The sequence below is a fragment of the Algoriphagus jejuensis genome, from assembly GCF_039523455.1.
Lineage (GTDB): Bacteria > Bacteroidota > Bacteroidia > Cytophagales > Cyclobacteriaceae > Algoriphagus > Algoriphagus jejuensis.
The window spans coordinates 43668-69497 of record NZ_BAAAFI010000042.1 but is presented as its reverse complement, the minus strand read 5'-3'; the positions used below and the strand labels follow the sequence as shown (position 1 = coordinate 69497).

Sequence of the window (25830 nt, the reverse complement as noted above, 5' to 3'; positions counted from 1 at the left end):
GCCTGGCATTTAGTCTGAAAATCCTCAGAAGGGGATTTTCAGACTAAATGCTGGAATATTTCTGGGTTGCTCCGGAACAATTGCGGGTTGATACAAGTCTTGATTCTGGAGTGAAAGCCTGGCGGCCATTCGGGCGTTGTTTCCGGAGCTTAAAAAAACCGGAACACTTATAGCAATCGAAAGAGCCCCTGCTACACCCAAAAAAGATTGAAAAGAATTGTTTGTCGTCCCGCCATAGTCGTCATATTGGGCAGGGATTGCCCAGGCCGTAAGCAGCATCGCTGCTCCCCCTCCCAATAGTATGACGCCGGCTTTATATTGAGAGTTGCTTTTCTGCAGCAATTCCTCTGGCGTAGACGCCAAGGTCTTTGTTTGGGATTGGGCGTTGATACTCACTCCCACGAGCAAGAAGGCTAAGAATAGATTTTTCATCGATTGTCGGAGTGAAGTGGGATAGTAAGATTCAAAGCGGGATAGACCTGAGGCGAGAAACCGTTTGGACGGATCATACGCGCGGAATTGGCACTCAGGCTCAAAGTCGCCGCCTTTCTCGCTTTATTCGCAGAGCTGACGATGATGGGGATACCAATGATCACAGACGCTGATCCTGCAAGCATCAAGAATCCACCGGCTCCAAACTCAGCGCTGTCCCAGGCGGAATTCCAAGCTAACATCATTCCGACCGCAGTGGCTGCTCCCCCTGCAATCATCATGGTGATCCCTGTCTTTTTTTGTTTTTCACTTTGACGAAGATTTTCTTCGATCAATAGCTGGTTGTCTTGGTTTTGAGCTTTCACCTCCGGCAGAGTTAGAAACAAGAAAGCTAGTGTTATGAGTAGCTTGTTCATTTGGAGATAGAGAAAGAGATGACTTTGGAAAAACTCGTGCTAAGCCTACGCTAAGCTATTCGATTATCTGGCTGGTATGATGCGAATTAGCACCAATCGGAATATTGATTTTGGGATTTTGTCGTAATGATTTTCCGATATTCAACCGGTGTCGAAATTTTGTTTCGGTAGGCGGGGTTGTTCTAATTTTTTTTAAAAATCGCAACAGGCAGTCTGAGATCGGAACAAATCTGGGATCGATTTTTTGAGGTTGAGAGAGGATATTCTCCTTTTTTAAAACAAGTCAGCATTGAGAATCGTCGAGATTTTGGCGCTCTATTTTTTTAACAAACAACGGATAGCTCTGCCAGTCCTGAAAAATCGTTAACTTCTCCTATTCTTTAATGTAGACCCTATTTATCATGCCAGCTCAGCCTTTAGAATTAATCATGGCCAGGCAATTCGGAGATAGCCTTAGCATGCCGTTTTTCTTGGTCGATCCTGAGGGCAACCTCTTATTTTACAACGAAGCCGCGGAAGGAATTCTAGGGCTGCGGTTCACGGATACCGGAGGAATGCGCGTAGAAGAATGGGCCACGATGTTTAAGCCAACCGACCTAGAAGGGAATCCCTTACCTCCCGAGGACCTGCCCTTAGTGCGTACCTTGAGCACCAAACTGCCAGCCCACGGTTCCTTTAATATTGACAACTTGAAAGGAGACAGGGTGAAGATCACTGTCACTTCCTTTCCTTTGGTAGGAAGGCCAAATCGATACCTGGGTGCAATCGCAATGTTTTGGAAAGACGAGCTATGAAAATCAAAGTTTGGGGGTGCAGAGGTTCATTGCCCTCTCCCGGGCCAGAAAACTACCGGTTTGGCGGAAATACGTCCTGCTATCAGGTAACTCACGGAGATGCCTGCATCATCTTGGATTCTGGCTCTGGCATACAAAGATTGGGGAGATTTTTGAGTTCAAACATTAAAGAAATCCACATTTTGCTTACCCACTTGCACATCGATCACATGATGGGTTTGGGTTTTTTTCTTCCGCTTTACGATCAGGAAGTGACCGTTCACCTCTGGGGGCCTTCTTCCTCCTGCGAGTCACTAATTGACCGCTTGAGGAGGTACTTTTCTCCACCCTTGTTTCCGATCCGTTTGAATGAACTGCCCAATCATCCGGTCATCCACGAGTTGGGCAACGAGGAGTTTGCAATCGGTGATCTCAGAATTCAAAGTGGATACATCTGCCATCCCGGACCGACGCTGGGGTATCGTCTGATGACCGAAAAGTCCATCGTGACTTACATTCCCGACCATGAGATCAAGCTGGGATCCTGCAATTTCCCGAATGACCCCGAATGGACTTCTGGGTTTGAGCTGGCCAAATTCGCTGACTTGCTCTTACACGATGGGAGCTACACCAAAAAGGAATATGTTGAAAAAGTCGGTTGGGGACATTGCTCCGTAGAGGATGTCCTAGCCTTTGCTACGCTGTGTCAAGTAAAAAGGCTGGAGCTTATTCATCACGAACCCATGCACACCGATGATCAACTTGAGCAGATGCTCAGCGATGCAGTTGGAGGCCAAAATCTTGGATTCGAGGTGCGGATGTGTGCGGAGGGTGATGAGTTTGAGCTGGAATAGGGTGCAGAATCTTTTTTTCGAAACAGAGGCTGGGAATCAGGTTTTCGCCTAATGTAAAAATGGTTTGAAGGCGTGAAATTCGCGAGGCGCAGACTAGTTTTCATCTTATCTCAAAAAACTGGACATAACAGGTCTGTTTGGAATATTGAAGGCTATTTTCACCTCCCGATCTTAAGGCCCCTTTAAATGAAAATCCGCTATTGTCTTTCCGTGCTGTTTTTACAACGCTCACTTTTTGCTTTTGCCCAAACCAAAGAATCGCCGGGATCTTTGACAAGATCACTAGCTCTTTGAATCCCAACTACTACAAAGGCAAGCAGTTTGCGATCAAAACACGATCCAACAGCCCGACTAATGGGTGTGTCGAGGCCGTTAGGTGGAGGAAAAGCCGGTCGGAAAATTGGCGCTTTCCCACGCTCAGATCACCGGTGGGGGAGAGTTGATCATCCAGATGAGAGAGAAGGCGAAGAAGTGATGTAAACGAAAATCCCCTTGGAATCCAGTATTCAAAGGGGATTTTTGATGGGGGATTTTTGATGCTTACGGAGCCCAGTTAATTTTCTGGATACCAGTTTCTAAGTCTTACCTCCACGGTAGGAGCAGCAGCATTTACGAGTTCCTTAAATTTCGCCACGTCTGCCAATCCTTCTCTCCCACGGAAATGAAAAGGATAGACGATTCTCGGTTTGAATTCTGAAACGGCGTCCGCAGCCTGTGCCACATCCATGGTGTAGGGGAGGTTCATGCAGACGAAAGCTATATCGATATCGCGAAGTGCTCTCATTTCTGGTATGTCTTCCGTATCGCCTGAAATGTAAATATGTTGACCACCGATTTCCACGATATAGCCGTTTCCTCGGCCTTTGGGGTGACGGCTGTCTTCAGTTTCGGGGAGGTTGTACATCGGTATGGCTTCGATTTTTACTCCACTCAAGGTCGTTGATCGTCCATTTTCTAGAACTTTGATAGCCTTACTTTTTCCGCTGGGTAATTTATCAGCTACTGCTTGAGGAGCGATCAGAATCGCGTCGCTTAGGTCTAATCCATCGAGTGTTTTTTGATCGTGATGATCTCCGTGTATATCAGTTTTAAGAATCCTATCAGGTTTTTGCTGGCCGGAAAAACGCTCTGCACCTCCATAGGGATCGACGTAGATCGTCAGATCTTGGTATTGGATGACAAACGTGCCATGAAGAATCGGCGTGATGCTTATATCACCACCTTTGGCGGGGATGAGATCTTGGGCTTGACTTGATCCGATCAGAATAAAGGAAAGGAGCGCTACTAAAAGACTTTTCATATTGATTTAAAGATGAGTATAACTACACAACGAACAAAACGCAGGGCAGCTAAAACTGGCCCAAACCATTTTACAAATTCGGCTTGCTTTCTTCGTTTTGCCATTATTTCTAATTGTTCACTTCCCATTTTAAATTTTCTACCCCGCCCAGCCTTCTCTGTCTAGACTTCGGTATTGGATCGCCTCAGCTAAGTGCTCGACCTTGATTTGTTCTGATCCCGCAATGTCGGCGATGGTGCGTGCTACTTTGAGGATGCGATCGTAGGCACGGGCAGATAGGCCAAGTCGCTCCATGGCGGTTTTGAGCAAGGCTCGTCCAGCTTCGTTGATCTGGCAGACTTCCTTGACTAGATGTGAGGGCATCATGGCATTGCAGAAGACATCGGGGTTGTTTTGAAAGCGTTCTTTTTGTCGCTCACGCCCTTGGATCACCCGCTCCCGGATCACCTTGCTGGCTTCCGTCTTGCGGGTGGAGGTCATCTCGTCAAACTTCACCGGAGTCACCTCCACATGAAGGTCGATGCGGTCGAGGAGTGGGCCGCTGACCTTGTTGAGGTAGCGCTGCACGATGCCCGGACCGCAGACACACTCCTTCTCCGGGTGGTTGTAGTAGCCGCAAGGGCAAGGGTTCATGCTGGCGATGAGCATAAAGTTGGCAGGATAGTCCACCGACACCTTGGCTCGGGAGATGGTGACTTTTCGGTCTTCGAGGGGTTGGCGCATGACTTCGAGTACCGTTCGCTTGAATTCGGGGAGTTCGTCCAAAAATAGGACACCGTTATGCGCCAGGGAGATTTCTCCGGGTTGGGGATTGCCACCACCACCCACGAGCGCGACATCCGAGATCGTGTGATGTGGACTTCGGAAGGGCCGTTGCGCCATGAGCGAACCGTTCTTCCCCAGCTTGCCTGCGACCGAATGAATCTTAGTCGTCTCCAGCGCTTCCTGCAGCGATAGTGGAGGTAGGATTGAGGGCAAACGCTTAGCCAACATGGTCTTGCCTGCTCCGGGAGGGCCGATCATGATCACATTGTGGCCTCCGGCGGCAGCGATCTCCATGGCACGCTTAATGTTTTCCTGGCCCTGCACGTCGGCAAAGTCAAACTCCGAGTCATCCAGCGAATGATAGAAAATCTCTCGCGTATCGTTGACCAAAGGTTCTATTTCCAGGGTTCCCTGGAGAAAATCCACCGCTTGATCCATCGTTTCTACGCCGATGATGTCGATGTTGTTGACAATGGAGGCTTCCTTGGCATTTTCCAGCGGCAGGATAAAGCCCTTGAATCCCCGTTTTCTGGCTTCGATGGCAATGGGCAGTACACCTTTTATTGGGCGGAGATTGCCATCAAGCGAAAGCTCACCCATGATGACGTAGTGCTCCAATTCGGGGAAAACTACCTGTTCGGAGGCTTGGAGGATTCCCATCGCAATGGGCAGATCGTAGGCTGATCCCTCTTTGCGGATGTCAGCGGGAGCGAGGTTGATGACCACTTTTTGCCTAGGCATCCGAAAGTTGAAATACTTCAGGGCAGACTCGACCCGCTGCTGGGATTCTTTGACAGCGGAGTCCGGCAGGCCGACCATGAAAAAGCTGGTGCCCTGACCGACATTGACTTCGATGGTGATCAGATTTGCATCTACACCGGAGACGGCACTTCCAAAAGTTTTAGCAACCATAGGGGAACAAAAAAAGGAGACGTTTGGTCTCCTCAATATAGGCTTTTGCGAAAATTAAATATTTATTAATCTGTGAAATTTTGGCGAGGGGGAAGGTTTGCCGGGGTGTCGTCCTGAGTTTTTGAAGGGGAGACTTTGGTGGAAGGAGCGATCTTTGGATGTTCAAAATCATAAAGTTTGGCTTTCAGCTCGTTCATCTCCTTCTGCATTTTTAGAATTTTATCTTCCAGCTTGCTTCGCTGCATCGCAACCCCAGCCCAAGCGATGAGATGCAAAACAAACCCAAAGAGAAAGACTTTGAGCATGGACTCAGGCGTCAGCGGATCCATGTTAAAAGTCGATCCGAAAATATCGAATGAAAAGAACAGGATGAGAAACAACACAAAGTAGATCAGCACAGCGAGCTGAAGGAATAGAGCTATTTTTTTCATGGTATCATCTATTAAAGAATTCTAATTTAATCAAACGGACTGAATACTGGAAAGCTTCTGATAAAGTCCTTCGGTACCCATGAGTTCGGCATGCGATCCCCGCTGGACAATCTGCCCTTTTTCGATCACCAAGATCTCATCGGCATGCTGGATCGTGCTCAGTCGGTGTGCAATGACCAGGGTCGTTCGGTTGTACATCAGCTTGGTCAGGGCCTCCTGCACCAAGAGTTCCGACTCAGAGTCCAAAGCTGAAGTCGCTTCGTCGAGGATCAGGATCGGCGGATTTTTCAATACCGCCCTGGCGATACTGAGTCGCTGTCTCTGACCTCCGGAAAGCTTGGATCCCCGCTCTCCGATGGAAGTGTGGTAGCCATTTTCCAGCTGGGAAATAAAGCTATGGGCATTTGCGATTTTTGCTGCATCGATAACCTGATCTTCCGTTGCATTTTCGATCCCGAAGGCAATGTTGTTGAAGACCGTGTCATTGAAAAGAATCGATTCTTGCGTGACAATACCCATTAAGCTGCGCAGGTTTTCGGGAGAAAAATCCCGGATATCCGTTTCGTCCAGTTTGATCGCGCCGGCAGTTGGGTCGTAAAATCTCGGAACCAGATCGGCCAGGGTGGATTTTCCTCCGCCTGAGGGGCCGACCAGGGCAATGGTTTTACCCCTTTCCAATTTAAAATTGATGTTTATCAGCACCAATTTGTCTTCGTAAGCAAACGATACCCCCCGGAACTCGATAGCATCCTGAAAGCCAGAAACGGGTTTTGGATTTGCCGGTGGGGTGATTTCGCTTTTGGTGTTGATTACCTCAAAGATCCGTTCAGCTGAGGCGATGCCCCGCTGTATGCTGGATGCCGCCCGCGAGATTTCTTTGGCAGGATTCAAAACTTGGGTGAAGATGATGATGTAAGTGATGAAATCTGATGCACCCAGATTAGATGCGCCGCTGAGTACCAGGCTGCCTCCATAAACCAAAATTCCTGCGACTACGGTCACGCCGAGAAACTGGGAGATGGGTGACGCCAACTCATTTTTTCTGGCCATGCTCACATTGACATGGGAATAGTAGTCTGTCTCCTGATCAAACTTTTTGCCTACAAAACGCTCTGCATTGAAAGCCTTGATGACGCGCATTCCCCCTAAGGTTTCATCGAGAATATTGACGATCCGACCGAGGGATTGCTGGCTTTGCACCGCCCGTTTTTTCAGCCTTCTGGTGATTCCGCCAATGATCGCCCCAGAGATCGGGATGATCAGGATCGTAAACAACGTCAGCTTGACCGACATGAAAAACAGCACGGAGAAATAAAGGATGATTGTCAAGGGCTCTCTAAAAACTACCCGCAGCGACTGCACGATCGTGTTTTCTACTTCCTGTACGTCGTTGGTCATCTTGGACATCAAGTCGCCCTTGCGCTCGTTGGAAAAGTAGCCGATGTGCAGCGCGCCTACTTTTTGGAAGATGTCCATTCGCATGCCTTTGATCACTGTCGCTCGGACTTTTGCCAACACCACACCCGATAGATAGGTGAAGAGGTTGGAGAGAAAGACCGAGATGACGATGATGATGCAGACAAAGACTAGCGTACCCATCTTGCCATACTCATCCTGAACGGTCAGAAAGAAATGGTTGAACAGGCTCGTGAAATATTCGATTGAGAAGGAAAAAGCGGGAAGTGTTCGATACTGCTCCAGGGATGCCGGAGCCACCTGCTCAAAAATCACATCGAACAATGGCTTGAGCAACGTGAAATTGATCAGACCAAAGAGGATGGAGAAGAAAGTGTAGAAGATGTAGATCGGGACGAATCTGCCAAAAGGACGTGCGTAAGACAGAATTCGCAGGTAGGTTTTCATTAAACAGCTGGTGATGAATCGACCCGCAAGTTACGCAAAATTGACGTTTGTCATCCTGAGCGGAGTCGATGGGTTTTTGGGGCCTCGACTCCGCTCGGACTGACACAAGTTCAGAGGCAGAACCTAATCCTCAGTTTTTTTAATAATTAAAATCCGGACGTACAAAGTTCCATCTGAACGCCACTTGCATGTAATTGCTGCTCACGGGTGAGTCGAGATCTTGTGCAGTCCTTCTTCTAAAGGTGTGTGAAGCGTCCACAAAGAAATTATGCTTGAGCATGTACGATGCCGTTAGGTTGGATTGGATGACCTTGTTTTCGATCCCTTGGCCGATGTAGTTTTCATACAGACCGGTGGGGCTGTTTTCCAGCCGGTTTTTCAGCACATCCCCGCCCCAGTTGATGTCCGCGTTTTCATCTGCTCCAAAAAATTGGTAGAAGCCGGTCAAGTTAAGATCCAAGCGTGGCAGCGGCTGATAACGGATGATCGAGACAAACTCCCGAAAATTGGCGCCCCGCGGGTGGGTGAGGGGAGTCCTCCAGTTAGAATAGGATTGGTAATCTACTTTTTCCTGAAAGGTATAAGGCCTGGCCTGATTCCATTCCAATTGGAAATCCAGGTTTTTTGCACCCAGCACATTGATGTATTTGTACCCGAGCTGCGCGCCGTACTTGTTGCGCTTGGATCCCTCTCCGCTGATCTCGAAAAACTCATCAAAGACAAACTCATCCAAGGCAAACTGTCCATACAGCTCCATCCCGGGAGTGAAGATCCATTTGGCGTCTAGGCCCAGCATGACCTTGTCCGGCGTGCCCTGCTGCTGCTCCACCCATCGGAGAAAGATGAAGGGGTTGAAGTAGTTGAAGTTGATCTTGTCGGTCATGATTGAGGAGAAAAAGCCCAAGTTCAGGTTTTTCCCAACGTTAAAGCCGAGTCGGTTGTAGGCGAAATACTTCTGGGGATAGCGCCCGTCAGTTGGTCGCCCACGATCGTAAAACACGTCTGCCGTCATCTGAGTCCAGAGGTTGGTCAGCTGAAACTTCCAGACTTTGGTGTTAAACTTGACAAACATGTAGGGATTGGAAAAGTCGGAAATCTGAAAGGAGCGATAGCCCTCACCCGCGAAATTTCGGTCGTGACCGACTTGGATCTCAATATGTTTGGTGACCTGAAACGAAACATGACCCAAGGCTGAGAAGTAGCTGTAGCCGTTTTCGTTGTATTCTTTCCAAAAACCCTCTCCGGGTACCGCTCCATTGTATTCGGTGTAGTCTCTCACCCAACTCGGGAAATACACCTCGGACGTGGTCAGGTAGGTGTAGAATCCTACTTTTTTGTCGATCGAACCCCTCACTACCAATCCTCTGGCCAAACGTGCGGGATTCTGCTCGTTATCCGTCTCAGTGCCTCCACTCAGGTAGATCACCGGACTCAGGTGGATCCCGAAATCCTCGCCTTCGTAGTGTGCAAAATCTCCGGGTTGCCGATAGAGCGATTTCAACAACGGTTTTTTTGATGTTGGGATCTCTCTTTCGGAAAACTCCCAATTGTCTTGACTAAGGTAGTCAAGGTTAAACTGATCTGCCTTGGACTGTATCACGACAGGATCTTCTGCCAAGCTGTCTAAAAATTTTGCAACAATATCTCGGCGGTAGGGTTTGTATCCACTATTGAAAAACGGGTTGTTTCTGCCCTGAAGGATCTCGTAGCGCTCTACCTTGTGATAATATTCGCGATCGTAGGGGATATAGGCTCCTTGGGCGAGGCTGGATTGACTAGTGGAAAAAAGGCCGATTCCAAAGATAAAGAGGCCGAAAAGTCGGTGGCTGGTCGATTTTTGCATTGCTTAAAGCTAGAAAAGAATTGGAAAACTGGAGCGAACCGGCAATTGGGATCGAAGATTTTTCTGTTTTTCCTTTCAAAAATAGAGTCAGCGGAAAAAAAGTCGACAGATCCCGACCTCTGTGAAGTGGGACTGCCGCTAGTCCCCAAAAAGCAGCCGATCATGTTACCAATTGTCCTAGTCAACAAAGTGATAAATTGTGTCGAGAGGGATATCTTTACCTTTTCAGAATAAAAACGACATATCATGCGGAAATCACTGATTCTGGTATTCCTTGTCTTGGGAATTCAAGTATTATCCTCTGCCCAATCCCAAAGCGAAAAGCCAAAATTGGTCGTGGGAATCATAGTTGACCAGATGCGACAGGAGTATCTCTATCGTTTTGCGGATCGCTACACGGAAGGTGGCTTCAAGCGGATGATGAATGAGGGCTTCATGATGACCAATGGTCACTACAACTATGCACCTACCGTCACGGGGCCTGGGCATGCCTCCGTCTATACCGGTACTACTCCAGCGACTCACGGAATCATCAGTAACTCCTGGTACTCCAGAAAACTCAACCGATTCCTTTACTGTGCGGAGGACAGCACTGTTACCAATGTCGGCGGTACCCCCGAAAACGGAAATATCAGCCCGCGCAACCTCCTGAGCACTACTGTCACGGACGAGCTGAGATTTGCTACCGGCAAGCGTTCGAAAGTCGTTGGGATTGCGATCAAGGATCGTGGAGCCAGCCTTCCCGCGGGTCATACCGGCGATGCCTATTGGTATGACGATGTCACCGGGGAATTTATGACATCTACCTATTACCACGACTCCCTTCCTGACTGGGTAGTGGCTTTCAACGCCAAGAAGGTGCCCGATTTCTACTTGTCAAAGAACTGGGAGACGCTGTTTCCATTGGACACCTATGTTAATAGCATCGCCGACGACAACGATTTTGAAGGCATTTTTGCTGGAAAGACAACTCCAACTTTTCCGTATAATCTGGATTCACTTAAAGGACAAAATGGGGGATACGGTTTGATCGCCTCTACTCCATACGGCAACTCGTTGACGCTTGATTTTGCGTTGGCAGCGATCGAAGGAGAAAAATTGGGTCAAGGTGATGTGACTGATTTTGTAGCGGTGAGCTTTTCCTCTCCCGACTACATCGGGCACCGGTTTGGCCCGGCGTCTGTCGAGGTGGAGGACAACTATCTGAGATTGGATAGAGAGATGGAACGGATGTTTGCCTACCTCGACAAGACCTATGGCAAGGGACAATACTTGGTGTTTCTTTCTGCCGATCATGCTGTCGCCGATGTGGCCAATTATATGATCAGCGAAAATGTCCCTGCCGGAAATATCAACGTCAACTCCATCGCAGGGCAAATCGCTGGTTACTGCAATGTGAAATACGGAGAAGGGGATTGGATCCTAAGATACACCGGTGATCAGGTCTTTTTAAATAGAGCTCTTGCCGACGAGAAGAAGGTTGATTTTGCAGCGATGCAGCGTGACTTGGCCGCTTGGATGCTGCGATTCAACGGCATCAAGGAAGTGTACACTGCCGAGGATATGAGAACGCGACAGTTTACCTATGGCAGAGCGCATCTCTTACAGATGGGATACAACCACATCGCTTCAGGAGATCTGTTACTGGTTTTTGAACCTGCTTGGATGGTAGGTGGAGCCAGAGGAACCACCCATGGGTCCCCTTATAACTACGACACCAACGTGCCGATTTTGTTTTTCGGTTGGGGTGTAAAGCACGGATCAAGCGCTAGACGCGCATCAATCACCGATATAGCGCCGACCGTTTCGGCATTGCTCAAGATCAAGTATCCGAATGCAGCAGACGGCGAGCCGATCACTGAGATCGTGGATGCCAAGTAAGCTTAATCTAAATTTAATGAGGCTGTCTCCCGGAGGGGCAGCCTATTTTTTTGACAACCCTCCCAGGGATTAAAAAACCCTTGGAGGGTTAAGTTTTTGTTGGTCTGCTTCTACAGAAGCTGGACTTGGTTTTTCGTTTCCGGCTATTGTAAGGCCATGCAGGTTTTCGAAAACCTGCATGGCCTCAAGTCAATTCTTTCCCTATTCCGTCCAGCTCATCGGATAATTTTTATCTATAAACTCCAACGCATCCGTGGTGACAAAGAGCGGGCGGTGCGTGTCCAACATCACCGCTAATTCATGGGTTTCCTTGGCTCCGATGGATTTCTCCACCGTCCCGGGATGAGGGCCATGGGGCAGGCCACCCATGTGGATAGTGAAGGAGCCCCGGTCGATTCCTTTTCGGCTCATAAATTCCCCCTCGGCATAGTACAGCACCTCGTCCGAATCGATGTTCGAATGATTATAGGGTGCTGGTATTGCCAGCGGATGGTAGTCGAAGAGCCTTGGCACAAAGGAACACACCACAAATCCCCAAGCCTGAAATGTCTGATGAACTGGCGGCGGCTGATGGATTCGTCCGGTGATGGGTTCAAAGTCATGAATCGATAGCGCGTAAGGATAGAGGAATCCATCCCAACCGACAATGTCCAACGGGCTGTGGCCGTAGGTGTACTGATGGAGAAAGCCCTGTTTTTTGATCTGGACGAGGTGAGTTTTTTTTTCAGCCTCCACCACCAATTCATGTGGAGGTCGAATGTCACGCTCGCAATAGGGGGAGTGCTCCAAGAGTTGCCCTACTTCATTTCGGTACCGTTTTACCGTTTCGATGGGACCATGTGATTCGATCACGAGAAGTCGCAATGGCCCGTCCTCTGCAAATTCAAATCGATAGATTGTGGTTCTTGGGATGACGACATAATCACCTTTTTTGACTTCCAATTTTCCAAATTGAGAGTAAAGTATCCCCTCTCCATCATGGATGTAGATGATCTCGTCTCCGTCCGCATTTTTGAAATAATAATCCATCTTGCGTTTTCGGGGCGTGCAGATACCCATCATCACGTCATTGTTCATCATTAGCATGCGACGTGCGCTGAGGTAATCTTCTCCGGTAGTTTCTACGCCGGAAGTTTTTAGATGGGTTTGTTTTAGGCCATGGTCTTTTGCGGCTTCCCAACTGTATGGTATGGGCTGGCCGATGGCTTTGACTTCGTTTGGATTGTGGGTGTGATAGAGGATAGAGTAGATACCGGAAAATCCCTTGGAGCTCACCAGCTCTTCTTTGTATAAGCTGCCGTCTGGTTGGCGAAACTGGGTGTGTCTTTTGGGAGGTATCTGTCCCAGTTTAAAGTAGTAGGCCATGATGTTGGGTTTATATGCCTTGCTAAATTACCATTTTTGGCTGGAGCCTGAAAGCTTTCGATTCTGGCGATTCAGTCTCTTTGTCCTAATCTGACTCAGAGGTTTTGGGAAAGTTTTGTATTTTTCTTGGAACCCAAAAAACATGAAACCCTTCTTACTGCTTTTCTTGGTGATGTTGTGCGGCTGTTCTGCCGTTTCCCAGCCGAATCCAGCGGCCAAACTGATTTGGTCGGACGAATTTGAAAATTCCGGACTACCCGATCCTGCCAAGTGGGATTACGACATAGGGGATCATGGTTGGGGCAACAATGAGTTGCAGTATTATTCTAAGGCAGATATGAAGAATGCCCGCGTCGAAAATGGCAGGCTGATCGTGGAGGCAATAGCAGATCCAGCCCATCCAAAGGGCTATACCTCTGCGAGATTGGTGTCGAAGGGAAAAGGCTTTTGGCAATATGGATACATTGAAGTGAAGGCAAAACTTCCCCAAGGCATCGGTACTTGGCCTGCGATCTGGATGCTTCCTGAGCAAAATACGTACGGTGGATGGCCTAAAAGTGGCGAGATCGACATCATGGAGCACGTGGGCTTTGATCCGGGCAAGGTTCATGGGACGGTACACACGGAGGCGTTCAATCATTCGATCGGCACTCAGAAAGGCGCACAAAAGATGGTTCCTGATTTTTCAGCGGAGTTTCACACCTACGCGATTGACTGGACGGCGGAAAAGATCGACTTTTTCATCGATGGTCAGGTCTACTTCACATTTGAAAATACGGGAGGGGATTACAAGGAATGGCCCTTTGATCAGCCCTTTCATTTGATCTTGAACATTGCTGTTGGTGGAAACTGGGGCGGTGCACAAGGGGTAGATCCAAACATTTGGCCACAAAAAATGGAAGTGGAGTATGTGAGGGTGTACGATCGGCAGCCCTGAGTTCTCGAAACGCATGAAGCGATTTCTTGGAATTTCTTCCTTTGGATTCTCTTAGAATGTGCCGTATTTAGAAGTTGAAGTATCTACCAAATACCTGACCCATGAAAGATTATAACCTGACCAGAAAAAAAATCCGCACACTGAGCATCATTGGAGTTTTGCTGCTGCTATTGTATGGGAAAAACCTCGTGGAAAGGCAGTCATTCACAAGCATCAGCAGTACTTTCACGGAGGTCTACAATGACCGGCTGGTCGTGGAAGGGTATATCTTTGAAATCTCGGATCGCCTTTTTCAGATCCAAAAACTAATAGATCACTGTACGATCGACTACGACTATTCTAAGGTAATCGAAGAAATCACAACGAATGAAAACTCGATTTTGGCAACAGTCGTGGAGTTTGAAAAAACCAAGCTTACCGATCAGGAAGCTATATATCTTGCCAATTTTAAAAAGATCATCGAGCAGGATCTGACGATTAAAAGTTATGATTTGCTGTATTCGGATTCGTCCGGAGTGAATCGTGAGCAAGTGAAAATCTACGATGCTAAAATCTCCCAGGCCCGTCAGGATCTTCAGAACCTGAGCAAAATTCAGATGGTGGAAGGAGAGAAGTTAATCAGCAAAGCCAAGATTCTGATCAACCGATCCCAGATTTGGGCGCAGTTTGAGGTGGCTTTGCTGATTATATTGGTGGTGGTAATATTTCTGCTTTTATTCAGGAAGTCAGATAGCGGTCAGGACACTGATCAATATTCCAGTGCTGATAGGTAAGTTGCGTTAGCCGCGGCCGCTTCCATCGGTGTGCCGGTTGGGAATCTTTCCTGCTCTACGATGAAATACTCCATGCCCAGACCCTTGGATTGTTTGATCAAGTCGGCAAAAGGAATCTCTCCTTTACCCACCAAAACTCCTCGCTGATGTGGATCGCCGGTCCCAGCCTCAGCGTCTTTGATATGGCAGAGGCGAAATCTTCCGGGATATTTAGCAAGGTATTCGGCTGGATTGATGTTGGCTACATGCACCCAATAGATGTCCATTTCAAAGTCTACCAAAGCTGGATCGGTATTGTCCATCAGGACATCTTGACCGAGTCCACCCTCTTGCGGAATAAAGCTGTAGTCATGATTATGATAGGCAAATCGAAGTCCGTGAGACTTTAGCTTTTCGCCGATTTGGTTAAACTCCTCCGCTCTTTTCTTGTAGTCATCCAAGGTTTTCTGAGCTCCGATCCAAGGGCAAATCAGGTATTTCATGCCGACCTCTGCCGCTTGTTCTGCCTGTGCGTCCAGATTTTCATATACGTTGGTGTGCGAAGACACCATCGTGGCGCCACTTTCCGACATCAAGGTCTTAAACTCTGCAGGTTGCATGCCCCATAGGATACCTTTGCCTCCGTCAAAACCTTCCAGTTGCTTGTATCCGTACCCTGCCAAAGACCGGATCGTTGCTTGGGCATCGGCACCCATATCTTCTTTCACAGAGTAAAGTTGGATACCGAAGCTATCCAGTTTAGACTTGGATACAACTGCGTCGGCAGCTGCCTCTTCTTTTTTCGGAGCAGTACAAAACTGCATGGGCATAAATGCTGCCCCCATGCCGAGCATGGTACTCATTTGAATAAATTTTCTTCGTTGGTTTTTCATAAATATTTCTGAATAAAAAAGCCTGCCACTCAACGGAGGCAGGCTCGATGTTAATTAAAATCCGGCTTACGCCCAGGCTCTGTCGCCTTTTTTGTATTCCATGCAGCCATCGTATCGACCCGGTACCTCTTCGTAACGAAGTGCCTGAGTTGCGCCGATTTCGGAGCTGAAATATCCCAATACAGTCAGGTCACGAAGCATGTTTATCACGATTGGTTCTCTGGAGTCTCCGCTGGCTTTGAATTTTTCTTGCATCGCATTCAAGTATACAAGCCGGTCTTCACCGCTTGCTTCCATGAAATCAGCACCTTTCTCAGCTTTGAAGTCTTTACTCAGCATATTCAAGCCGTCGATAAATGCTTTTTGTTGGTCGGCATCATAGCAATCTTTGACCATCATCACCATGAATTCTCCGATTTTGGTTGCTTTAGCTCCCGGAGTATCGGTAGTTGGAATGATCGTTTCTCCGATTTCATCCAAGAAAGCAAGATCTTCCGGAGTAAAATTCAGGTCTTTAAGCTGTCGCTCAGGAGAGCAACCGGTAAGTAGGGCAGAGGCACCGATCATTGTACCTCCCATCATCAGGGCGACGCTTTTCAGGGCGTCTCTTCTATTCATTACAGTCATGTCGTTTTCAGATTAGAGGTTCATCTTTTTCAGTTCATCCACTGCGAAAGCTGCCGCTCTAGCAGTCAAAGCCATGTAGGTCAGGGACGGGTTTTGCGCAGCGGCGGAAGTCATACAGGCTCCGTCGGTGACAAACACGTTTTTAGCGTCCCACACTTGGTTGTTGCCGTTTAGGACGGAAGTTTTCGGGTCGCGCCCCATTCTTGCAGTTCCCATTTCGTGAATGCCCTGTCCGAAGGTATAGCCCGCGTCGTAGGTGTTGATGTTTTTGAATCCGGCCACTTCCAGCATTTCTGCTGCATCTGCCATCATGTCCTTGCGCATGTCAAGCTCGTTTTGCTTGATCTCTGCATTCATGACCAATGCTTCCATGCCCCATTTGTCTTTCACGGTATCTGACAGCTTGATGGTGTTGTCGTGATAAGGAAGGATTTCGCCGAAGGCGGTAAACCCTGCTCCCCAAGGTCCCGGTTCCGTCAAGGCATCTTTCATAGGTGCACCAAATCCCAATTCAGCCACATCTCTACTCCAGCCGCTGCGGCTGGCAGCACCTTGGTATCCAAAGCCACGAATGTAATCTCTTTTTTCTCCGTTCAGATTTCTGAATCTTGGGATATAAAGTCCGGTAGGTCTTCTGCCAAAATAATATTTGTCATCATAGCCTTCCATCGTGCCATTGGCTCCCAATCGGAAATGGTGATCCATTACATTATGTCCCAATTCGCCTGAAGTAGAACCCAATCCGCCTGGCCAAATGTCCGTGGCAGTTCTCATCAGGATTGCTGTCGAGTTGAAAGCCGACGCACAGAGGAAGACGATCTTCGAATCGTAAACGACGGTCTGATTGGTTTCCGCATCCAGTACTTCTACTCCGGTGGCCTTTTGAGTGTCTTTGTCATAGATCAGTCGACGGACGATAGACCAAGGGCGGAGGGTCAGATTTCCTGTGGCTTGCGCGGCTGGCAAGGTCGAAGCTTGCGTACTGAAGTAGCCGCCAAAAGGACAGCCCAGGGAGCACTTGTTGCGATACTGGCAACCCGGGCGACCGGGCAGTGGTTGGGTAATATTTGCAGGACGACCGATCGTCCATGTTCTGGCACCTTTGTAGTGTTCCTTGATCTTAGCTGCAGCATCGGTTTCGACGCAGTTCATCGGCATTGGCGGCATAAATTCCCCGTCGGGAAGGATGTCCAGTCCATCCTTAGAGCCTGCTACTCCAATGAATTTCTCCACGTAGCTGTACCAAGGTGCGATGTCGTTGTACCGGATCGGCCAATCGGTAGCGATGCCGTCTTTTGCATTTGCTTCAAAATCTACATTTGCCCAGCGATAGGATTGTCTGCCCCAAAGGAGTGACCGACCACCGACTTGATATCCTCTAAACCAGGTGAAGGGTTTCTCCTCTATATAAGGTGATTCGTCCTCGTGTGCCCACCAGTCTAGATTGAGCTCATTGAGCACATAGTCTCGTCTGAGGTTTGGGTGATTTTCCAGTTGCTCTTGGGTTCTCCTGCCTCTATGTGGGACCTCCCAAGGCGCCAGTGTGGCTGTTTTATAATCTTTCACGTGCTCGACCATTGGGCCACGCTCCAGGAGCAGTACTTTCAGCCCCTTCTCCGTCAGCTCCTTAGCAGCCCATCCGCCACTGATTCCTGACCCAACTACAATTGCGTCAAACGCTTCATTTGCCATAAGTATGGATGTTTTGGTTTTAATGTTAGACGTCGCAAACCTGCACAGCCTGAGCCAATGCTGCAATTTTGTCGTCGGATTTTGGTATAAATTCATGGGAAACATATCCCTGATAGCCGGTCGCTACGATTGCATTCATGACTGCGGGATAGTTAATTTCCTGATTTTCATCTAGCTCATTCCTTCCGGGGTTGCCAGCAGTATGATAATGACCAAAATATTGGTGGTTTGTTTGAATGCTTCTGATTAAATCTCCCTCGTCGATCTGCATGTGGTAGATGTCAAAGAGCAATTTGAAGTTTTCGCTTCCGACCATCTTGCAAAGCTCCACGCCCCAAGGAGAGAGGTCGCACATGTAGTCTTTATGATTTACTTTACTGTTGAGCAATTCCATCTGGACGATCACGCCATGCTTTTCGGCTACGGCCATGATTTTTTTCAATCCTTCTGAGCAGTTTTTCATTCCCACTTCGTCATCCATTCCGTTTCGGTTTCCGGAGAAGCAGATCAGGTTTTTATAGCCGTATTTGGCAACTTGAGGAATGAGCTCGGTGTAGTTCTTGATCAGTTGCTCGTGGTATTGGGGATCGTTCCAGCCTTTTGGGATTCCCAGCTCGGCGCCGTTACACATGGAGCACTCGACTTGGTGGGTTTTGAGCGTGTCCCAGCCTTTTGGGCCGACTAGGTCGATGGCGTTGAAGCCGATTTTTTTTACCGCTACGCAAAGTTCGTCCAAACTGAGCGAAGGCATAGTCCAGGCGCAGACACCGTGGTGGATATTGCCTTTGAGTTGGAGTGGCGCTTGGCCTTCTTTCCAATCGAAAGAAGACAAAGTGCCCATTGCAGCTCCTCCTAAGATCATTTTCTTAAAGGAAGATCTCCTGCTTGAGTCAAAATTCATGGTTAATGGGTTTAATATTGAGGCTTTATTTTTTCTTCTTTGAAAAAAGAGATGAAAAATAGTAAAACCATGACGGAAATGCCAGCGGGAATTAACCAAATTGACCTCCAGGCGTGTATGCCGTTCTCATATAGGTAAAAATTTGAGATCTGCCCGGCAGCCCAAAAGCCGATAAGCATCCCCACACCATACGTTGCCAAGGTGAATAATCCCTGCGCCGAGGATTTGAATTTTTCGCCCGCATGAGAATCGGTATAGATCTGCCCTGCGACAAAGAAGAAATCGTAGCAAATACCATGAAGGACAATGCCGATCATCAGCATCCACAGACCGGAGTCAGCATCACCCAGCGCGAAAAACACGTAGCGAACGGCCCAAGCGAGCATTGCCGCGATGAGTGTCTTTTTGAGGCCGAACCGATAGAAGAATATTGGCAAGGCGAGCATGAACAATACCTCTGAGACTTGGCCCAAAGCCATTTTTCCGGTGGAATTGTTTACACCGATTTCTGTCAAAAATGGACTTGTGTTTTGGTAGTAAAAAGCCAAAGGAATGCAAATCAATACGGAGGAAAGAAAGAAGATCGCATAGTTACGGTCTTTCAAAAGACCCAAGGCATCGAACCCCAGGATCTCTGACAGTTTTAGTTTTTCGTTGGATTTGGCGCGGGGAGGAGTGGCTGGCAAAGTAAAACTGTAGATTCCCAAACACAGAGAAACGAATCCAGCCATGATCCAGGTGTTTTTCAGCAGGCCCTCAGCAAGTCCCGCCTGGCTGTCCCAAGCCAAAAAGGAGATCAGCAGCCCCGCCGATACCCATCCGATCGTACCCCACACCCGGATGATCGAAAACTCCTTGGCCGGATCTTTCATCTGATTGAAAGAGATCGAATTTACCAAAGCCAGCGTAGGCATAAACAAGATCATGTAGCCAAGCAAAAATGGAAAGAAGCCGGAAAAGTCTGTTGCGGAATACATCAAATACATCAAACCAGCGCCTATCAGATGGATCACTCCGAGGATCCGTTGTGCGTGAAAATATCGGTCGGCAATCAAACCCACGATAAAAGGCGCGATGATGGCCCCGAAGGACTGGGTGGAAAAAGCCAAGGAAATGTCCTGATCTTTTGCCTGGAGGTTGTTTCCAAGAAATGTCCCCAAAGTTACAAACCAAGCACCCCAGATAAAAAACTCCATAAACATCATCAGGGAAAGGCGAAACTTGGTCGGGAAATTCATGGGTTGATTTTGAGGGGTGGAAATGGAAATTCTTGCCTGAAATTTAGAAATTGGGCTTTTTGCCGTATTTTAAGCATCTCCTTTGAGAATCCTAAGAAAGTGACTTTAATGTTTTATCCAAGCCCGTTCATAACCCGATTTGACTACTGATCATATTACAGAATCTGAATTCTCCGGAACACCGAAATTCCCATCATGAACACTAATTTTCAACTCAAATAACCTATAAACTAATCTTTTGACCGATGTCAACAGCTAAAAAATTGAAACTCGGACTCATCGGCGGGGGGCCGGGTTCCTTCATCGGAGCGATCCACCTCAACGGTGCACTGATGGACGGAATGTTCGAACTGGTCTGCGGGGCTTTCAGCTCCAATCCTGCCAAATCCAAACAACGCGGTGAAGAACTCATGCTCGATCCTGCCAGAGTGTATGGTGACTACGATGAGATGTATGAGAAAGAATCTCGACTGCCCGAAGGACAACGCATGGATGTAGTCGCGATCGTGACGCCAAACAACGTTCATTTTGACCCTACCGTGAAAGCACTCAAATACGGCTTTCATGTAGCGCTAGATAAACCCATGACGCTGAATTACCCGCAGGCGAAAGAGCTTTATCATATAGTGAATGATGCGGCCCCGCGATTTCTCCTGACTCATACTTACTCAGGATACCCGATGATCAAACAAGCCAAGCAGATGATTGCTGACGGCGAGATCGGAAAGGTGCGCAAAGTCTATGTTGAATATCCACAGGGCTGGCTCTACAAACTTCTCGAAACCGAGAACAACAAGCAGGCGGAATGGCGCACTGATCCGGCCAGAAATGGCCTGGCGGGGTGTATGGGTGATATCGGAACCCATGCCTTTCACATGTCAGAATACATCACGGGTGAAAAAGTGTCCCATCTCTGTGCCGACCTATACATTAAGATTGAAGGCCGGCCGATCGATGACGACGGGGTAGTTTTGCTTCGCTTCGAAAATGGAGCCTCCGGCGTACTGATGGCTTCTCAGACCGATACCGGTTGCGAAAACAACCTGAAGGTCAGAGTCTATGGTGAGAAGGGTGGACTGGAATGGGAGCAGGAATTGAACAACTCATTGACGGTTCGATTCCCCGGTGAACCTGCGGAGATCTATCGTGCTGGCACTGGCTACTTGGGTTCTTTGGCGCAGGAAAACACCCGAACCCCGGCGGGTCATCCCGAAGGATATGTGGAGGCTTTCGGTAACTTATACCGCAATTTTGCGCGCTGCATCTATGCTGACCGCGCCGGAGAGACTCCTAAGTGGGAATGGGAAGACTATCCAGGTATCGAAGACGGTATCCGCGGAATGGCTTTCATCGAGCATGTCTTGGCTAGCACCAAGTCCGATACGAAATGGACTCCCTTTATCGTAGAAAAATAATTTTTGCATACTATTCAAACCCAGAACCAAAATGAAGACTATTAAAGGCCCTGCAATCTTTTTGGCACAATTTGCCGACGACATAGCACCTTTTAACAACCTGAAAAACATCAGTCAATACATGGCTGATCTCGGATATAAAGGAATCCAGATTCCTAGCTGGGATCCCAGAATGATCGATCTACAAAAAGCTGCCGAAAGCAAGACGTACGCGGACGAGATTAAGGGGGTCGTTGCGGATGCCGGGATGGAAATCACCGAGCTTTCGACCCACTTACAAGGACAGCTCGTCGCTGTGCATCCAGCCTATAACGAGCTTTTTGACGGCTTTGCTCCAGCAAACCTGAAAGGCGACCTGAAAGGCAAATCAGAGTGGGCAACTCAACAATTGATGTATGGAGCGAAGGCTTCTGCAAATCTGGGCCTGACTGCGCATGCGACTTTTTCCGGTGCATTGATGTGGCATACAGTTTACCCTTGGCCTCAGAGACCTGCAGGCTTGGTAGATACGGGATTCGGAGAACTGGCGAAGCGTTGGTTGCCGATCTTGAATGAATTTGACAAATACGGCGTAGATGTCTGCTATGAATTGCATCCGGGAGAGGATCTTCATGACGGGATCTCTTTTGAGATGTTTTTGGATAAAGTCGGTGGACACAATCGGGCTAACATTCTCTATGACCCAAGTCACTTTGTGTTGCAGTGTTTGGATTACCTGCAATTCATTGATTTCTACCACGAAAGGATCAAAATGTTCCATGTGAAGGATGCTGAATTTAACCCTACCGGAAAGCAGGGAGTCTATGGTGGATTCCAAGGCTGGGTAGAGCGTGCGGGGCGATTCAGATCTTTGGGAGATGGACAAGTTGATTTTGCAGGAATATTTAGCAAACTTTCGCAGTACAATTACAGCGGATGGGCAGTGCTGGAGTGGGAGTGTGCGATCAAGCATCCTGAGCAAGGTGCCGCAGAAGGCGCGCCGTTTATCGATAGCCACATCATTCGTGTTACCGAGAAGGCTTTTGACGACTTTGCCGGCACTGGAGCCGACGAAGCGTTTAACAGAAGAGTATTGGGACTGTAGTCGAATAGAGGTCTGCCTAAGTCAGTCACTACCTGGAAATCGGAGTGCCTTTCTCGGGATGAAACTTTGACGCGTGTAGAATAGTAAAGAAAAAACAACCTAAGAAAAAACTTAAAAACCAATAAATGAAAAAACAAATTTTAGTGTTCGCAATTGTTGCAGGCTTTGCTTTTGCCTGTGGAGGAGGAGAAAAAACAGCTGAGACCGCTGCTCCTGCCGCTGAATCTGCCGCTCCAGCTCCAGCAGCGGAAGTAAGTCTCGAAGACAAGTATAAGGACGATCCTATCTATATCAAGGGAGTCGAAAAAGTAAAAGGATCCGACTGCATGACATGCCACATGGTAGAACGGAAAATTATTGGACCATCTTATGCTGAAGTTGCTGCCAAGTACGAAAACACAGAGGAAAATGTGAATATGCTTGCTGCAAAAGTGATAGCAGGCGGGGCTGGTGTATGGGGCGAAGTAATGATGACTCCACATCCGGCAGTTTCAGAAGAAGATGCAAAGGACATGGTTCGCTATATCTTGCTTCTAAAGAAATAATGATGCGAGTGGATTATCTATCAGTTGTGGCAGCAGCGGGGCTTCTTTTAGCCTGTTCTGCGCCTAAATCAGAAGAAACTTCAACGGAAGAAATCGTCGTGGCAGAAACTACCGCAGGTGAATGGACGCCACTTTTCGATGGGCAGACATTCAATGGTTGGTCAAAGTACGGCGGAGGAGAAGTAGGTAAAGGTTGGAAGATCGAAAACGGTGAGTTTTACCTCGATGCCACCAACAAGGAAAATTGGCAGGACGGAGATGGTGGAGACATTGTGACGAACGAGGAGTTTGAAAATTTCCATTTCAAAACCGAGTGGAAAATCTCTCCTAACGGAAATAGCGGGATCATCTTTCTGGTGCATGAGTCACCGGAATTTGAACGGACCTATCATACCGGACTTGAAATGCAGGTGCTGGACAACGATGGTCATCCTGACGCCAAAATCATCAGCCACAGAGCCGGTGATTTGTATGATTTGATTGTCAGCAGCGAAGAGACGGTGAAGCCGGTCGGAGAATGGAACCAAGCCGAAGTAATCGTCAACCAAGGTAAATTGGATTTGATTCTGAATGGAGTCACCGTAGTCTCGACGACCCTATGGACGCCGGAATGGGAGGCTCTAGTCGCCGACAGTAAATTTAAGGATATGCCTGGCTTTGGTAAATACAAGAAGGGAAAGATCGCACTTCAGGATCATGGAGATGTGGTTCACTATCGAAATTTGGTCATCAAGAAATTGTAATCGAAAAAGCCTCCGAAAGAATTCGGAGGCTTTTTTCATTTTTATGACTAGTCCTAAAATAAGTTGACACCAAATCGACTTATTATGGGAAAAGATGAACAGCCTTTTCAAAAGGCAAAGAAGCGCAGCCAAAAGGATTACACCTTGGGCTTTAAATTGGGGCTAGTCAGCCGTGCGGAAAAAGGCGAGATGACCTACAAGCAGGCCCAAAGGATTTATGGGATTCAGGGAAGGTCAACAGTTTTGGTATGATTGCGCAAACATGGTAGCTTAGACTGGTCCAAACCCCACAGATCAGCAATGTGACTAGTCCTAAAACCGAGTGACGTTATCTTTGCGGATATAGGCAACTTTTTCCTTCCACTCGACTTCATACCAGATGTCCTTGGAAGCCTTGATTTTTACCCGGTGACCGGGCTCTACCAAATCGACCATTTCTCCTCCAGCGCTTGGTTTTGACACGATCAGTGTGGGGCTGTTAGTGACTAGAGCTGCGTTTTGTGCTTTGAGGAAATTGTTGGTAACAAATATCAGGGAAATCAAGATCACAGATGGCCAGTAGAAACGTGCCTCAGTTAGTTTGTTGCCCTTAGACCAAAGGAAGATCAGGGAAACAATGAGAAACAACGTGAGTGCACCGACGATTATCTCTTTGAATTCCACCAAGAAAAGTACAAATCTCATCCCGTCGCTCACTTGATATCCGATTAATTCGGTCTGCCCAGTTAGACTTTTGATCTTCGTGATCGTTTGGGGATTTGGGCTCAGGTCATAGTATTTACTCAGGTAGAGCGTAGCATTTTCCTTGTCTCCGATACCTTCCGAAATGAAGGACATTTTAAGCAGCATTGATGGGGAATAGATGCCCAATTGATAGTTTGTCTGGTAAATTGCCATCGCTTCCTTGTAGCTTCTCTGCTGAAACAAAGAATCTGCTACCAAAAGCTGAGGTACATTGGCTTGACAATGAATGCTTTGTAGAAATAGGAGAAAAAATATAGAAAGTTTTGCGAGAAAGATTGATTTGAGACTTGGCATTTAGAAATCAGAGTCATAAATTTGCAGTCCAATTACGGCAATGATTTAGCAAAAAGCAAGGCTAGGGAGTCAATTTGGAAGATTTAAGGATTGGAAAAACAAGGCTAAAAGTAGTCTTTTCTCGATAGTAGATTCTGTAGCTCAGCTGGTAGAGCAATACACTTTTAATGTATGGGTCCTGGGTTCGAATCCCAGCGGGATCACAAAATTAACTCGCAAGGGGTTAAAGAGTAGAAAGTTTCGGGGTGTAGCGTAGCCCGGTATCGCGCCACATTTGGGATGTGGAGGTCGTAGGTTCGAATCCTGCCACCCCGACTTTATTGGACTAGAGATAGTCAACGGGTCCTGTAGCTCAACCGGATAGAGCAACTGCCTTCTAAGCAGTAGGTTTCAGGTTCGAGTCCTGACAGGATCACACGAGTTTCAAGCGGAATTACGTTCCGCTTTTTATTTGTAGACAGTAGAGTAGAGTAGATTCTGTAGCTCAGCTGGTAGAGCAATACACTTTTAATGTATGGGTCCTGGGTTCGAATCCCAGCGGGATCACAAAAGCAGGCCATTAGGTCTGCTTTTTGTGTTTTTGGCCATTTGGTTCTACCACGGCAAAGAGCTAAGATTTATCGTTGGGTGGATGAATAAACTCGACGCTAGGGAAGACGAAGATTGTGGTTTAGATTTACGCAATCATCACTTTTAAACAATTATCTCGTGATAGATTTTAGACGAATTGACCATGTGTTGATCTGTGTCCCTCTGGGGGCAAGGGCTGCAGCACGGGAATTTTATGTAGAAAGACTGAAGTTGCCAGAAATTTCAGGTGAACATCCCAATGGTGCTTTGTGGTTTGCGATGGGAGATGCAGAGCTGCATATTCGAGAAGAAGATATAGATACTCGGGTTTCTGGTAGACATCCTGCCTTTGAAGTCAATGATCTTGCTGCGGCAAAGACATTTTTGGCGGATCAGGGGATAGAGATTGCATTTTCTTCCCGGATTGAGGGGAGAGACCGGTGTTTCTTTAGAGACCCTTGGGGAAATCGTTTCGAACTGATCGAGTTCGAGGGAAAGTAACTTCGTGCTTACCGATTCCAAAATTAAGCAGAACCCGAGTTTCACCCGCTTGTTAAGTT

The 25830-nt window shown here is 47.7% G+C and carries 25 protein-coding genes and 4 tRNA genes; 15 read left to right on the top strand and 14 right to left on the bottom strand.

What is annotated here, in order from left to right:
- Positions 1-24: 24 nt before the first annotated feature.
- The gene (locus tag ABD031_RS16750; RefSeq protein WP_343853556.1) at positions 25-432 is read right to left on the bottom strand and encodes a hypothetical protein; all 408 of its coding nucleotides are present in this window, start codon (positions 430-432) and stop codon (positions 25-27) included.
- On the bottom strand, positions 429-848 hold the full coding sequence (locus ABD031_RS16745; RefSeq protein ID WP_343853554.1) for a hypothetical protein: 420 nt from the start codon (positions 846-848) through the stop codon (positions 429-431). Before ABD031_RS16745 ends, ABD031_RS16750 begins: the two co-directional genes overlap by 4 nt.
- Positions 849-1276: 428 nt before the next feature.
- Here ABD031_RS16745 and ABD031_RS16740 point away from each other — a divergent pair, with 428 nt between their 5' ends.
- Complete coding sequence (locus ABD031_RS16740) at positions 1277-1642, top strand: transcriptional regulator (protein WP_343853552.1); 366 nt, start codon at positions 1277-1279, stop codon at positions 1640-1642.
- Positions 1639-2475: an MBL fold metallo-hydrolase gene (locus tag ABD031_RS16735; protein WP_343853550.1), complete on the top strand. Its 837-nt coding sequence runs from the start codon at positions 1639-1641 to the stop codon at positions 2473-2475. Before ABD031_RS16740 ends, ABD031_RS16735 begins: the two co-directional genes overlap by 4 nt.
- A 553-nt stretch (positions 2476-3028) precedes the next feature.
- Here ABD031_RS16735 and ABD031_RS16730 read toward each other — a convergent pair.
- The 5 genes from ABD031_RS16730 to ABD031_RS16710 form a co-directional block, all read right to left on the bottom strand.
- Positions 3029-3775: an MBL fold metallo-hydrolase gene (locus ABD031_RS16730; protein ID WP_343853548.1), complete on the bottom strand. Its 747-nt coding sequence runs from the start codon at positions 3773-3775 to the stop codon at positions 3029-3031.
- A 138-nt stretch (positions 3776-3913) separates the two neighbouring features.
- Positions 3914-5452 carry a YifB family Mg chelatase-like AAA ATPase gene (locus ABD031_RS16725; protein WP_343853546.1) on the bottom strand — a complete coding sequence of 513 codons (1539 nt, stop codon included), beginning with the start codon at positions 5450-5452 and terminating at the stop codon, positions 3914-3916.
- A 65-nt stretch (positions 5453-5517) separates the two neighbouring features.
- Positions 5518-5883, bottom strand: a complete 366-nt coding sequence (locus ABD031_RS16720; protein ID WP_343853544.1) for a hypothetical protein — start codon at positions 5881-5883, stop codon at positions 5518-5520.
- A gap of 30 nt (positions 5884-5913) precedes the next feature.
- Positions 5914-7746, bottom strand: coding sequence for an ABC transporter ATP-binding protein (locus tag ABD031_RS16715; RefSeq protein WP_343853542.1), 1833 nt, complete (start codon positions 7744-7746; stop codon positions 5914-5916).
- A gap of 139 nt (positions 7747-7885) precedes the next feature.
- A complete protein-coding gene (locus ABD031_RS16710; RefSeq protein WP_343853540.1) occupies positions 7886-9589 on the bottom strand; it encodes a hypothetical protein in 1704 nt (567 codons plus the stop codon).
- A 246-nt stretch (positions 9590-9835) separates the two neighbouring features.
- Here ABD031_RS16710 and pafA point away from each other — a divergent pair, with 246 nt between their 5' ends.
- Positions 9836-11470 (top strand): alkaline phosphatase PafA, encoded by a 1635-nt coding sequence (gene pafA / locus ABD031_RS16705; RefSeq protein WP_343853538.1) that lies wholly within the window; start codon positions 9836-9838, stop codon positions 11468-11470.
- Positions 11471-11671: 201 nt separating this feature from the next.
- Here the strand turns inward: pafA and ABD031_RS16700 are convergent, their stop codons facing one another.
- The gene (locus tag ABD031_RS16700; RefSeq protein WP_343853536.1) at positions 11672-12835 is read right to left on the bottom strand and encodes a homogentisate 1,2-dioxygenase; all 1164 of its coding nucleotides are present in this window, start codon (positions 12833-12835) and stop codon (positions 11672-11674) included.
- Positions 12836-12977: 142 nt separating this feature from the next.
- Here ABD031_RS16700 and ABD031_RS16695 point away from each other — a divergent pair, with 142 nt between their 5' ends.
- Together ABD031_RS16695 and ABD031_RS16690 are read left to right on the top strand one after the other, a co-directional pair.
- Positions 12978-13772, top strand: coding sequence for a glycoside hydrolase family 16 protein (locus ABD031_RS16695; RefSeq protein ID WP_343853534.1), 795 nt, complete (start codon positions 12978-12980; stop codon positions 13770-13772).
- A gap of 101 nt (positions 13773-13873) precedes the next feature.
- Positions 13874-14545, top strand: a complete 672-nt coding sequence (locus ABD031_RS16690) for an MCP four helix bundle domain-containing protein (RefSeq protein ID WP_343853531.1) — start codon at positions 13874-13876, stop codon at positions 14543-14545.
- Here the strand turns inward: ABD031_RS16690 and ABD031_RS16685 are convergent.
- The 5 genes from ABD031_RS16685 to ABD031_RS16665 all read right to left on the bottom strand — a co-directional run bounded on the left by ABD031_RS16685 (position 14521) and on the right by ABD031_RS16665 (position 19875).
- Positions 14521-15387, bottom strand: coding sequence for a sugar phosphate isomerase/epimerase family protein (locus tag ABD031_RS16685; protein WP_343853529.1), 867 nt, complete (start codon positions 15385-15387; stop codon positions 14521-14523). The genes ABD031_RS16690 and ABD031_RS16685 overlap by 25 nt on opposite strands.
- 96 nt (positions 15388-15483) lie before the next feature.
- Entirely contained in the window at positions 15484-16035 is a 552-nt protein-coding gene (locus ABD031_RS16680; RefSeq protein WP_343853527.1) for a gluconate 2-dehydrogenase subunit 3 family protein, read from the bottom strand.
- Between the two features lie 21 nt (positions 16036-16056).
- Positions 16057-17736 (bottom strand): GMC oxidoreductase, encoded by a 1680-nt coding sequence (locus ABD031_RS16675; protein WP_343853525.1) that lies wholly within the window; start codon positions 17734-17736, stop codon positions 16057-16059.
- A gap of 25 nt (positions 17737-17761) precedes the next feature.
- Positions 17762-18637 (bottom strand): hydroxypyruvate isomerase family protein, encoded by an 876-nt coding sequence (locus ABD031_RS16670; protein ID WP_343853523.1) that lies wholly within the window; start codon positions 18635-18637, stop codon positions 17762-17764.
- An 11-nt stretch (positions 18638-18648) separates the two neighbouring features.
- On the bottom strand, positions 18649-19875 hold the full coding sequence (locus ABD031_RS16665) for a nucleoside permease (protein ID WP_343853521.1): 1227 nt from the start codon (positions 19873-19875) through the stop codon (positions 18649-18651).
- A 245-nt stretch (positions 19876-20120) separates the two neighbouring features.
- Here ABD031_RS16665 and ABD031_RS16660 point away from each other — a divergent pair, with 245 nt between their 5' ends.
- The 5 genes from ABD031_RS16660 to ABD031_RS16640 all read left to right on the top strand — a co-directional run bounded on the left by ABD031_RS16660 (position 20121) and on the right by ABD031_RS16640 (position 23914).
- Positions 20121-21290 carry a Gfo/Idh/MocA family protein gene (locus tag ABD031_RS16660; RefSeq protein WP_343853518.1) on the top strand — a complete coding sequence of 390 codons (1170 nt, stop codon included), beginning with the start codon at positions 20121-20123 and terminating at the stop codon, positions 21288-21290.
- A gap of 31 nt (positions 21291-21321) precedes the next feature.
- On the top strand, positions 21322-22374 hold the full coding sequence (locus ABD031_RS16655; RefSeq protein WP_343853516.1) for a sugar phosphate isomerase/epimerase family protein: 1053 nt from the start codon (positions 21322-21324) through the stop codon (positions 22372-22374).
- 125 nt (positions 22375-22499) lie between these two features.
- Positions 22500-22919 carry a c-type cytochrome gene (locus tag ABD031_RS16650; protein ID WP_343853514.1) on the top strand — a complete coding sequence of 140 codons (420 nt, stop codon included), beginning with the start codon at positions 22500-22502 and terminating at the stop codon, positions 22917-22919.
- A 2-nt stretch (positions 22920-22921) separates the two neighbouring features.
- A complete protein-coding gene (locus ABD031_RS16645; protein WP_343853600.1) occupies positions 22922-23662 on the top strand; it encodes a 3-keto-disaccharide hydrolase in 741 nt (246 codons plus the stop codon).
- Positions 23663-23746: 84 nt separating this feature from the next.
- Positions 23747-23914, top strand: coding sequence for a hypothetical protein (locus ABD031_RS16640; protein ID WP_343853604.1), 168 nt, complete (start codon positions 23747-23749; stop codon positions 23912-23914).
- 60 nt (positions 23915-23974) lie between these two features.
- On the opposite strand, the gene ABD031_RS16635 is transcribed toward ABD031_RS16640, so the two are convergent.
- Entirely contained in the window at positions 23975-24499 is a 525-nt protein-coding gene (locus tag ABD031_RS16635) for an SH3 domain-containing protein (protein ID WP_343853512.1), read from the bottom strand.
- Between the two features lie 331 nt (positions 24500-24830).
- Here ABD031_RS16635 and ABD031_RS16630 point away from each other — a divergent pair.
- The 5 genes from ABD031_RS16630 to ABD031_RS16610 all read left to right on the top strand — a co-directional run bounded on the left by ABD031_RS16630 (position 24831) and on the right by ABD031_RS16610 (position 25771).
- A tRNA-Lys gene (locus ABD031_RS16630) sits at positions 24831-24903 on the top strand.
- 38 nt (positions 24904-24941) lie between these two features.
- Positions 24942-25015 (top strand) — tRNA-Pro (locus ABD031_RS16625).
- A gap of 26 nt (positions 25016-25041) precedes the next feature.
- Positions 25042-25115 (top strand) — tRNA-Arg (locus ABD031_RS16620).
- A 58-nt stretch (positions 25116-25173) separates the two neighbouring features.
- Positions 25174-25246 (top strand) — tRNA-Lys (locus tag ABD031_RS16615).
- A gap of 162 nt (positions 25247-25408) precedes the next feature.
- Positions 25409-25771: a VOC family protein gene (locus tag ABD031_RS16610; protein ID WP_343853510.1), complete on the top strand. Its 363-nt coding sequence runs from the start codon at positions 25409-25411 to the stop codon at positions 25769-25771.
- Positions 25772-25830 lie beyond the last annotated feature (59 nt).

What these genes read in the sequence shown, in the direction of transcription:
- ABD031_RS16750 (WP_343853556.1), bottom strand. Translation starts at nt 432, where the DNA reads ATGAAAAATCTATTCTTAGCCTTCTTGCTCGTGGGAGTGAGTATCAAC.
- ABD031_RS16650 (WP_343853514.1), top strand. Translation starts at nt 22,500, where the DNA reads ATGAAAAAACAAATTTTAGTGTTCGCAATTGTTGCAGGCTTTGCTTTT.
- ABD031_RS16700 (WP_343853536.1), bottom strand. Translation starts at nt 12,835, where the DNA reads ATGGCCTACTACTTTAAACTGGGACAGATACCTCCCAAAAGACACACC.
- ABD031_RS16725 (WP_343853546.1), bottom strand. Translation starts at nt 5,452, where the DNA reads ATGGTTGCTAAAACTTTTGGAAGTGCCGTCTCCGGTGTAGATGCAAAT.
- ABD031_RS16680 (WP_343853527.1), bottom strand. Translation starts at nt 16,035, where the DNA reads ATGAATAGAAGAGACGCCCTGAAAAGCGTCGCCCTGATGATGGGAGGT.
- ABD031_RS16720 (WP_343853544.1), bottom strand. Translation starts at nt 5,883, where the DNA reads ATGAAAAAAATAGCTCTATTCCTTCAGCTCGCTGTGCTGATCTACTTT.
- ABD031_RS16645 (WP_343853600.1), top strand. Translation starts at nt 22,922, where the DNA reads ATGCGAGTGGATTATCTATCAGTTGTGGCAGCAGCGGGGCTTCTTTTA.
- ABD031_RS16640 (WP_343853604.1), top strand. Translation starts at nt 23,747, where the DNA reads ATGGGAAAAGATGAACAGCCTTTTCAAAAGGCAAAGAAGCGCAGCCAA.
- pafA (WP_343853538.1), top strand. Translation starts at nt 9,836, where the DNA reads ATGCGGAAATCACTGATTCTGGTATTCCTTGTCTTGGGAATTCAAGTA.
- ABD031_RS16740 (WP_343853552.1), top strand. Translation starts at nt 1,277, where the DNA reads ATGGCCAGGCAATTCGGAGATAGCCTTAGCATGCCGTTTTTCTTGGTC.
- ABD031_RS16665 (WP_343853521.1), bottom strand. Translation starts at nt 19,875, where the DNA reads ATGAATTTCCCGACCAAGTTTCGCCTTTCCCTGATGATGTTTATGGAG.
- ABD031_RS16660 (WP_343853518.1), top strand. Translation starts at nt 20,121, where the DNA reads ATGTCAACAGCTAAAAAATTGAAACTCGGACTCATCGGCGGGGGGCCG.
- ABD031_RS16710 (WP_343853540.1), bottom strand. Translation starts at nt 9,589, where the DNA reads ATGCAAAAATCGACCAGCCACCGACTTTTCGGCCTCTTTATCTTTGGA.
- ABD031_RS16690 (WP_343853531.1), top strand. Translation starts at nt 13,874, where the DNA reads ATGAAAGATTATAACCTGACCAGAAAAAAAATCCGCACACTGAGCATC.
- ABD031_RS16635 (WP_343853512.1), bottom strand. Translation starts at nt 24,499, where the DNA reads ATGTCCTTCATTTCGGAAGGTATCGGAGACAAGGAAAATGCTACGCTC.
- ABD031_RS16655 (WP_343853516.1), top strand. Translation starts at nt 21,322, where the DNA reads ATGAAGACTATTAAAGGCCCTGCAATCTTTTTGGCACAATTTGCCGAC.
- ABD031_RS16715 (WP_343853542.1), bottom strand. Translation starts at nt 7,746, where the DNA reads ATGAAAACCTACCTGCGAATTCTGTCTTACGCACGTCCTTTTGGCAGA.
- ABD031_RS16745 (WP_343853554.1), bottom strand. Translation starts at nt 848, where the DNA reads ATGAACAAGCTACTCATAACACTAGCTTTCTTGTTTCTAACTCTGCCG.
- ABD031_RS16695 (WP_343853534.1), top strand. Translation starts at nt 12,978, where the DNA reads ATGAAACCCTTCTTACTGCTTTTCTTGGTGATGTTGTGCGGCTGTTCT.
- ABD031_RS16735 (WP_343853550.1), top strand. Translation starts at nt 1,639, where the DNA reads ATGAAAATCAAAGTTTGGGGGTGCAGAGGTTCATTGCCCTCTCCCGGG.
- ABD031_RS16670 (WP_343853523.1), bottom strand. Translation starts at nt 18,637, where the DNA reads ATGAATTTTGACTCAAGCAGGAGATCTTCCTTTAAGAAAATGATCTTA.
- ABD031_RS16675 (WP_343853525.1), bottom strand. Translation starts at nt 17,736, where the DNA reads ATGGCAAATGAAGCGTTTGACGCAATTGTAGTTGGGTCAGGAATCAGT.
- ABD031_RS16730 (WP_343853548.1), bottom strand. Translation starts at nt 3,775, where the DNA reads ATGAAAAGTCTTTTAGTAGCGCTCCTTTCCTTTATTCTGATCGGATCA.
- ABD031_RS16685 (WP_343853529.1), bottom strand. Translation starts at nt 15,387, where the DNA reads ATGAGTACCATGCTCGGCATGGGGGCAGCATTTATGCCCATGCAGTTT.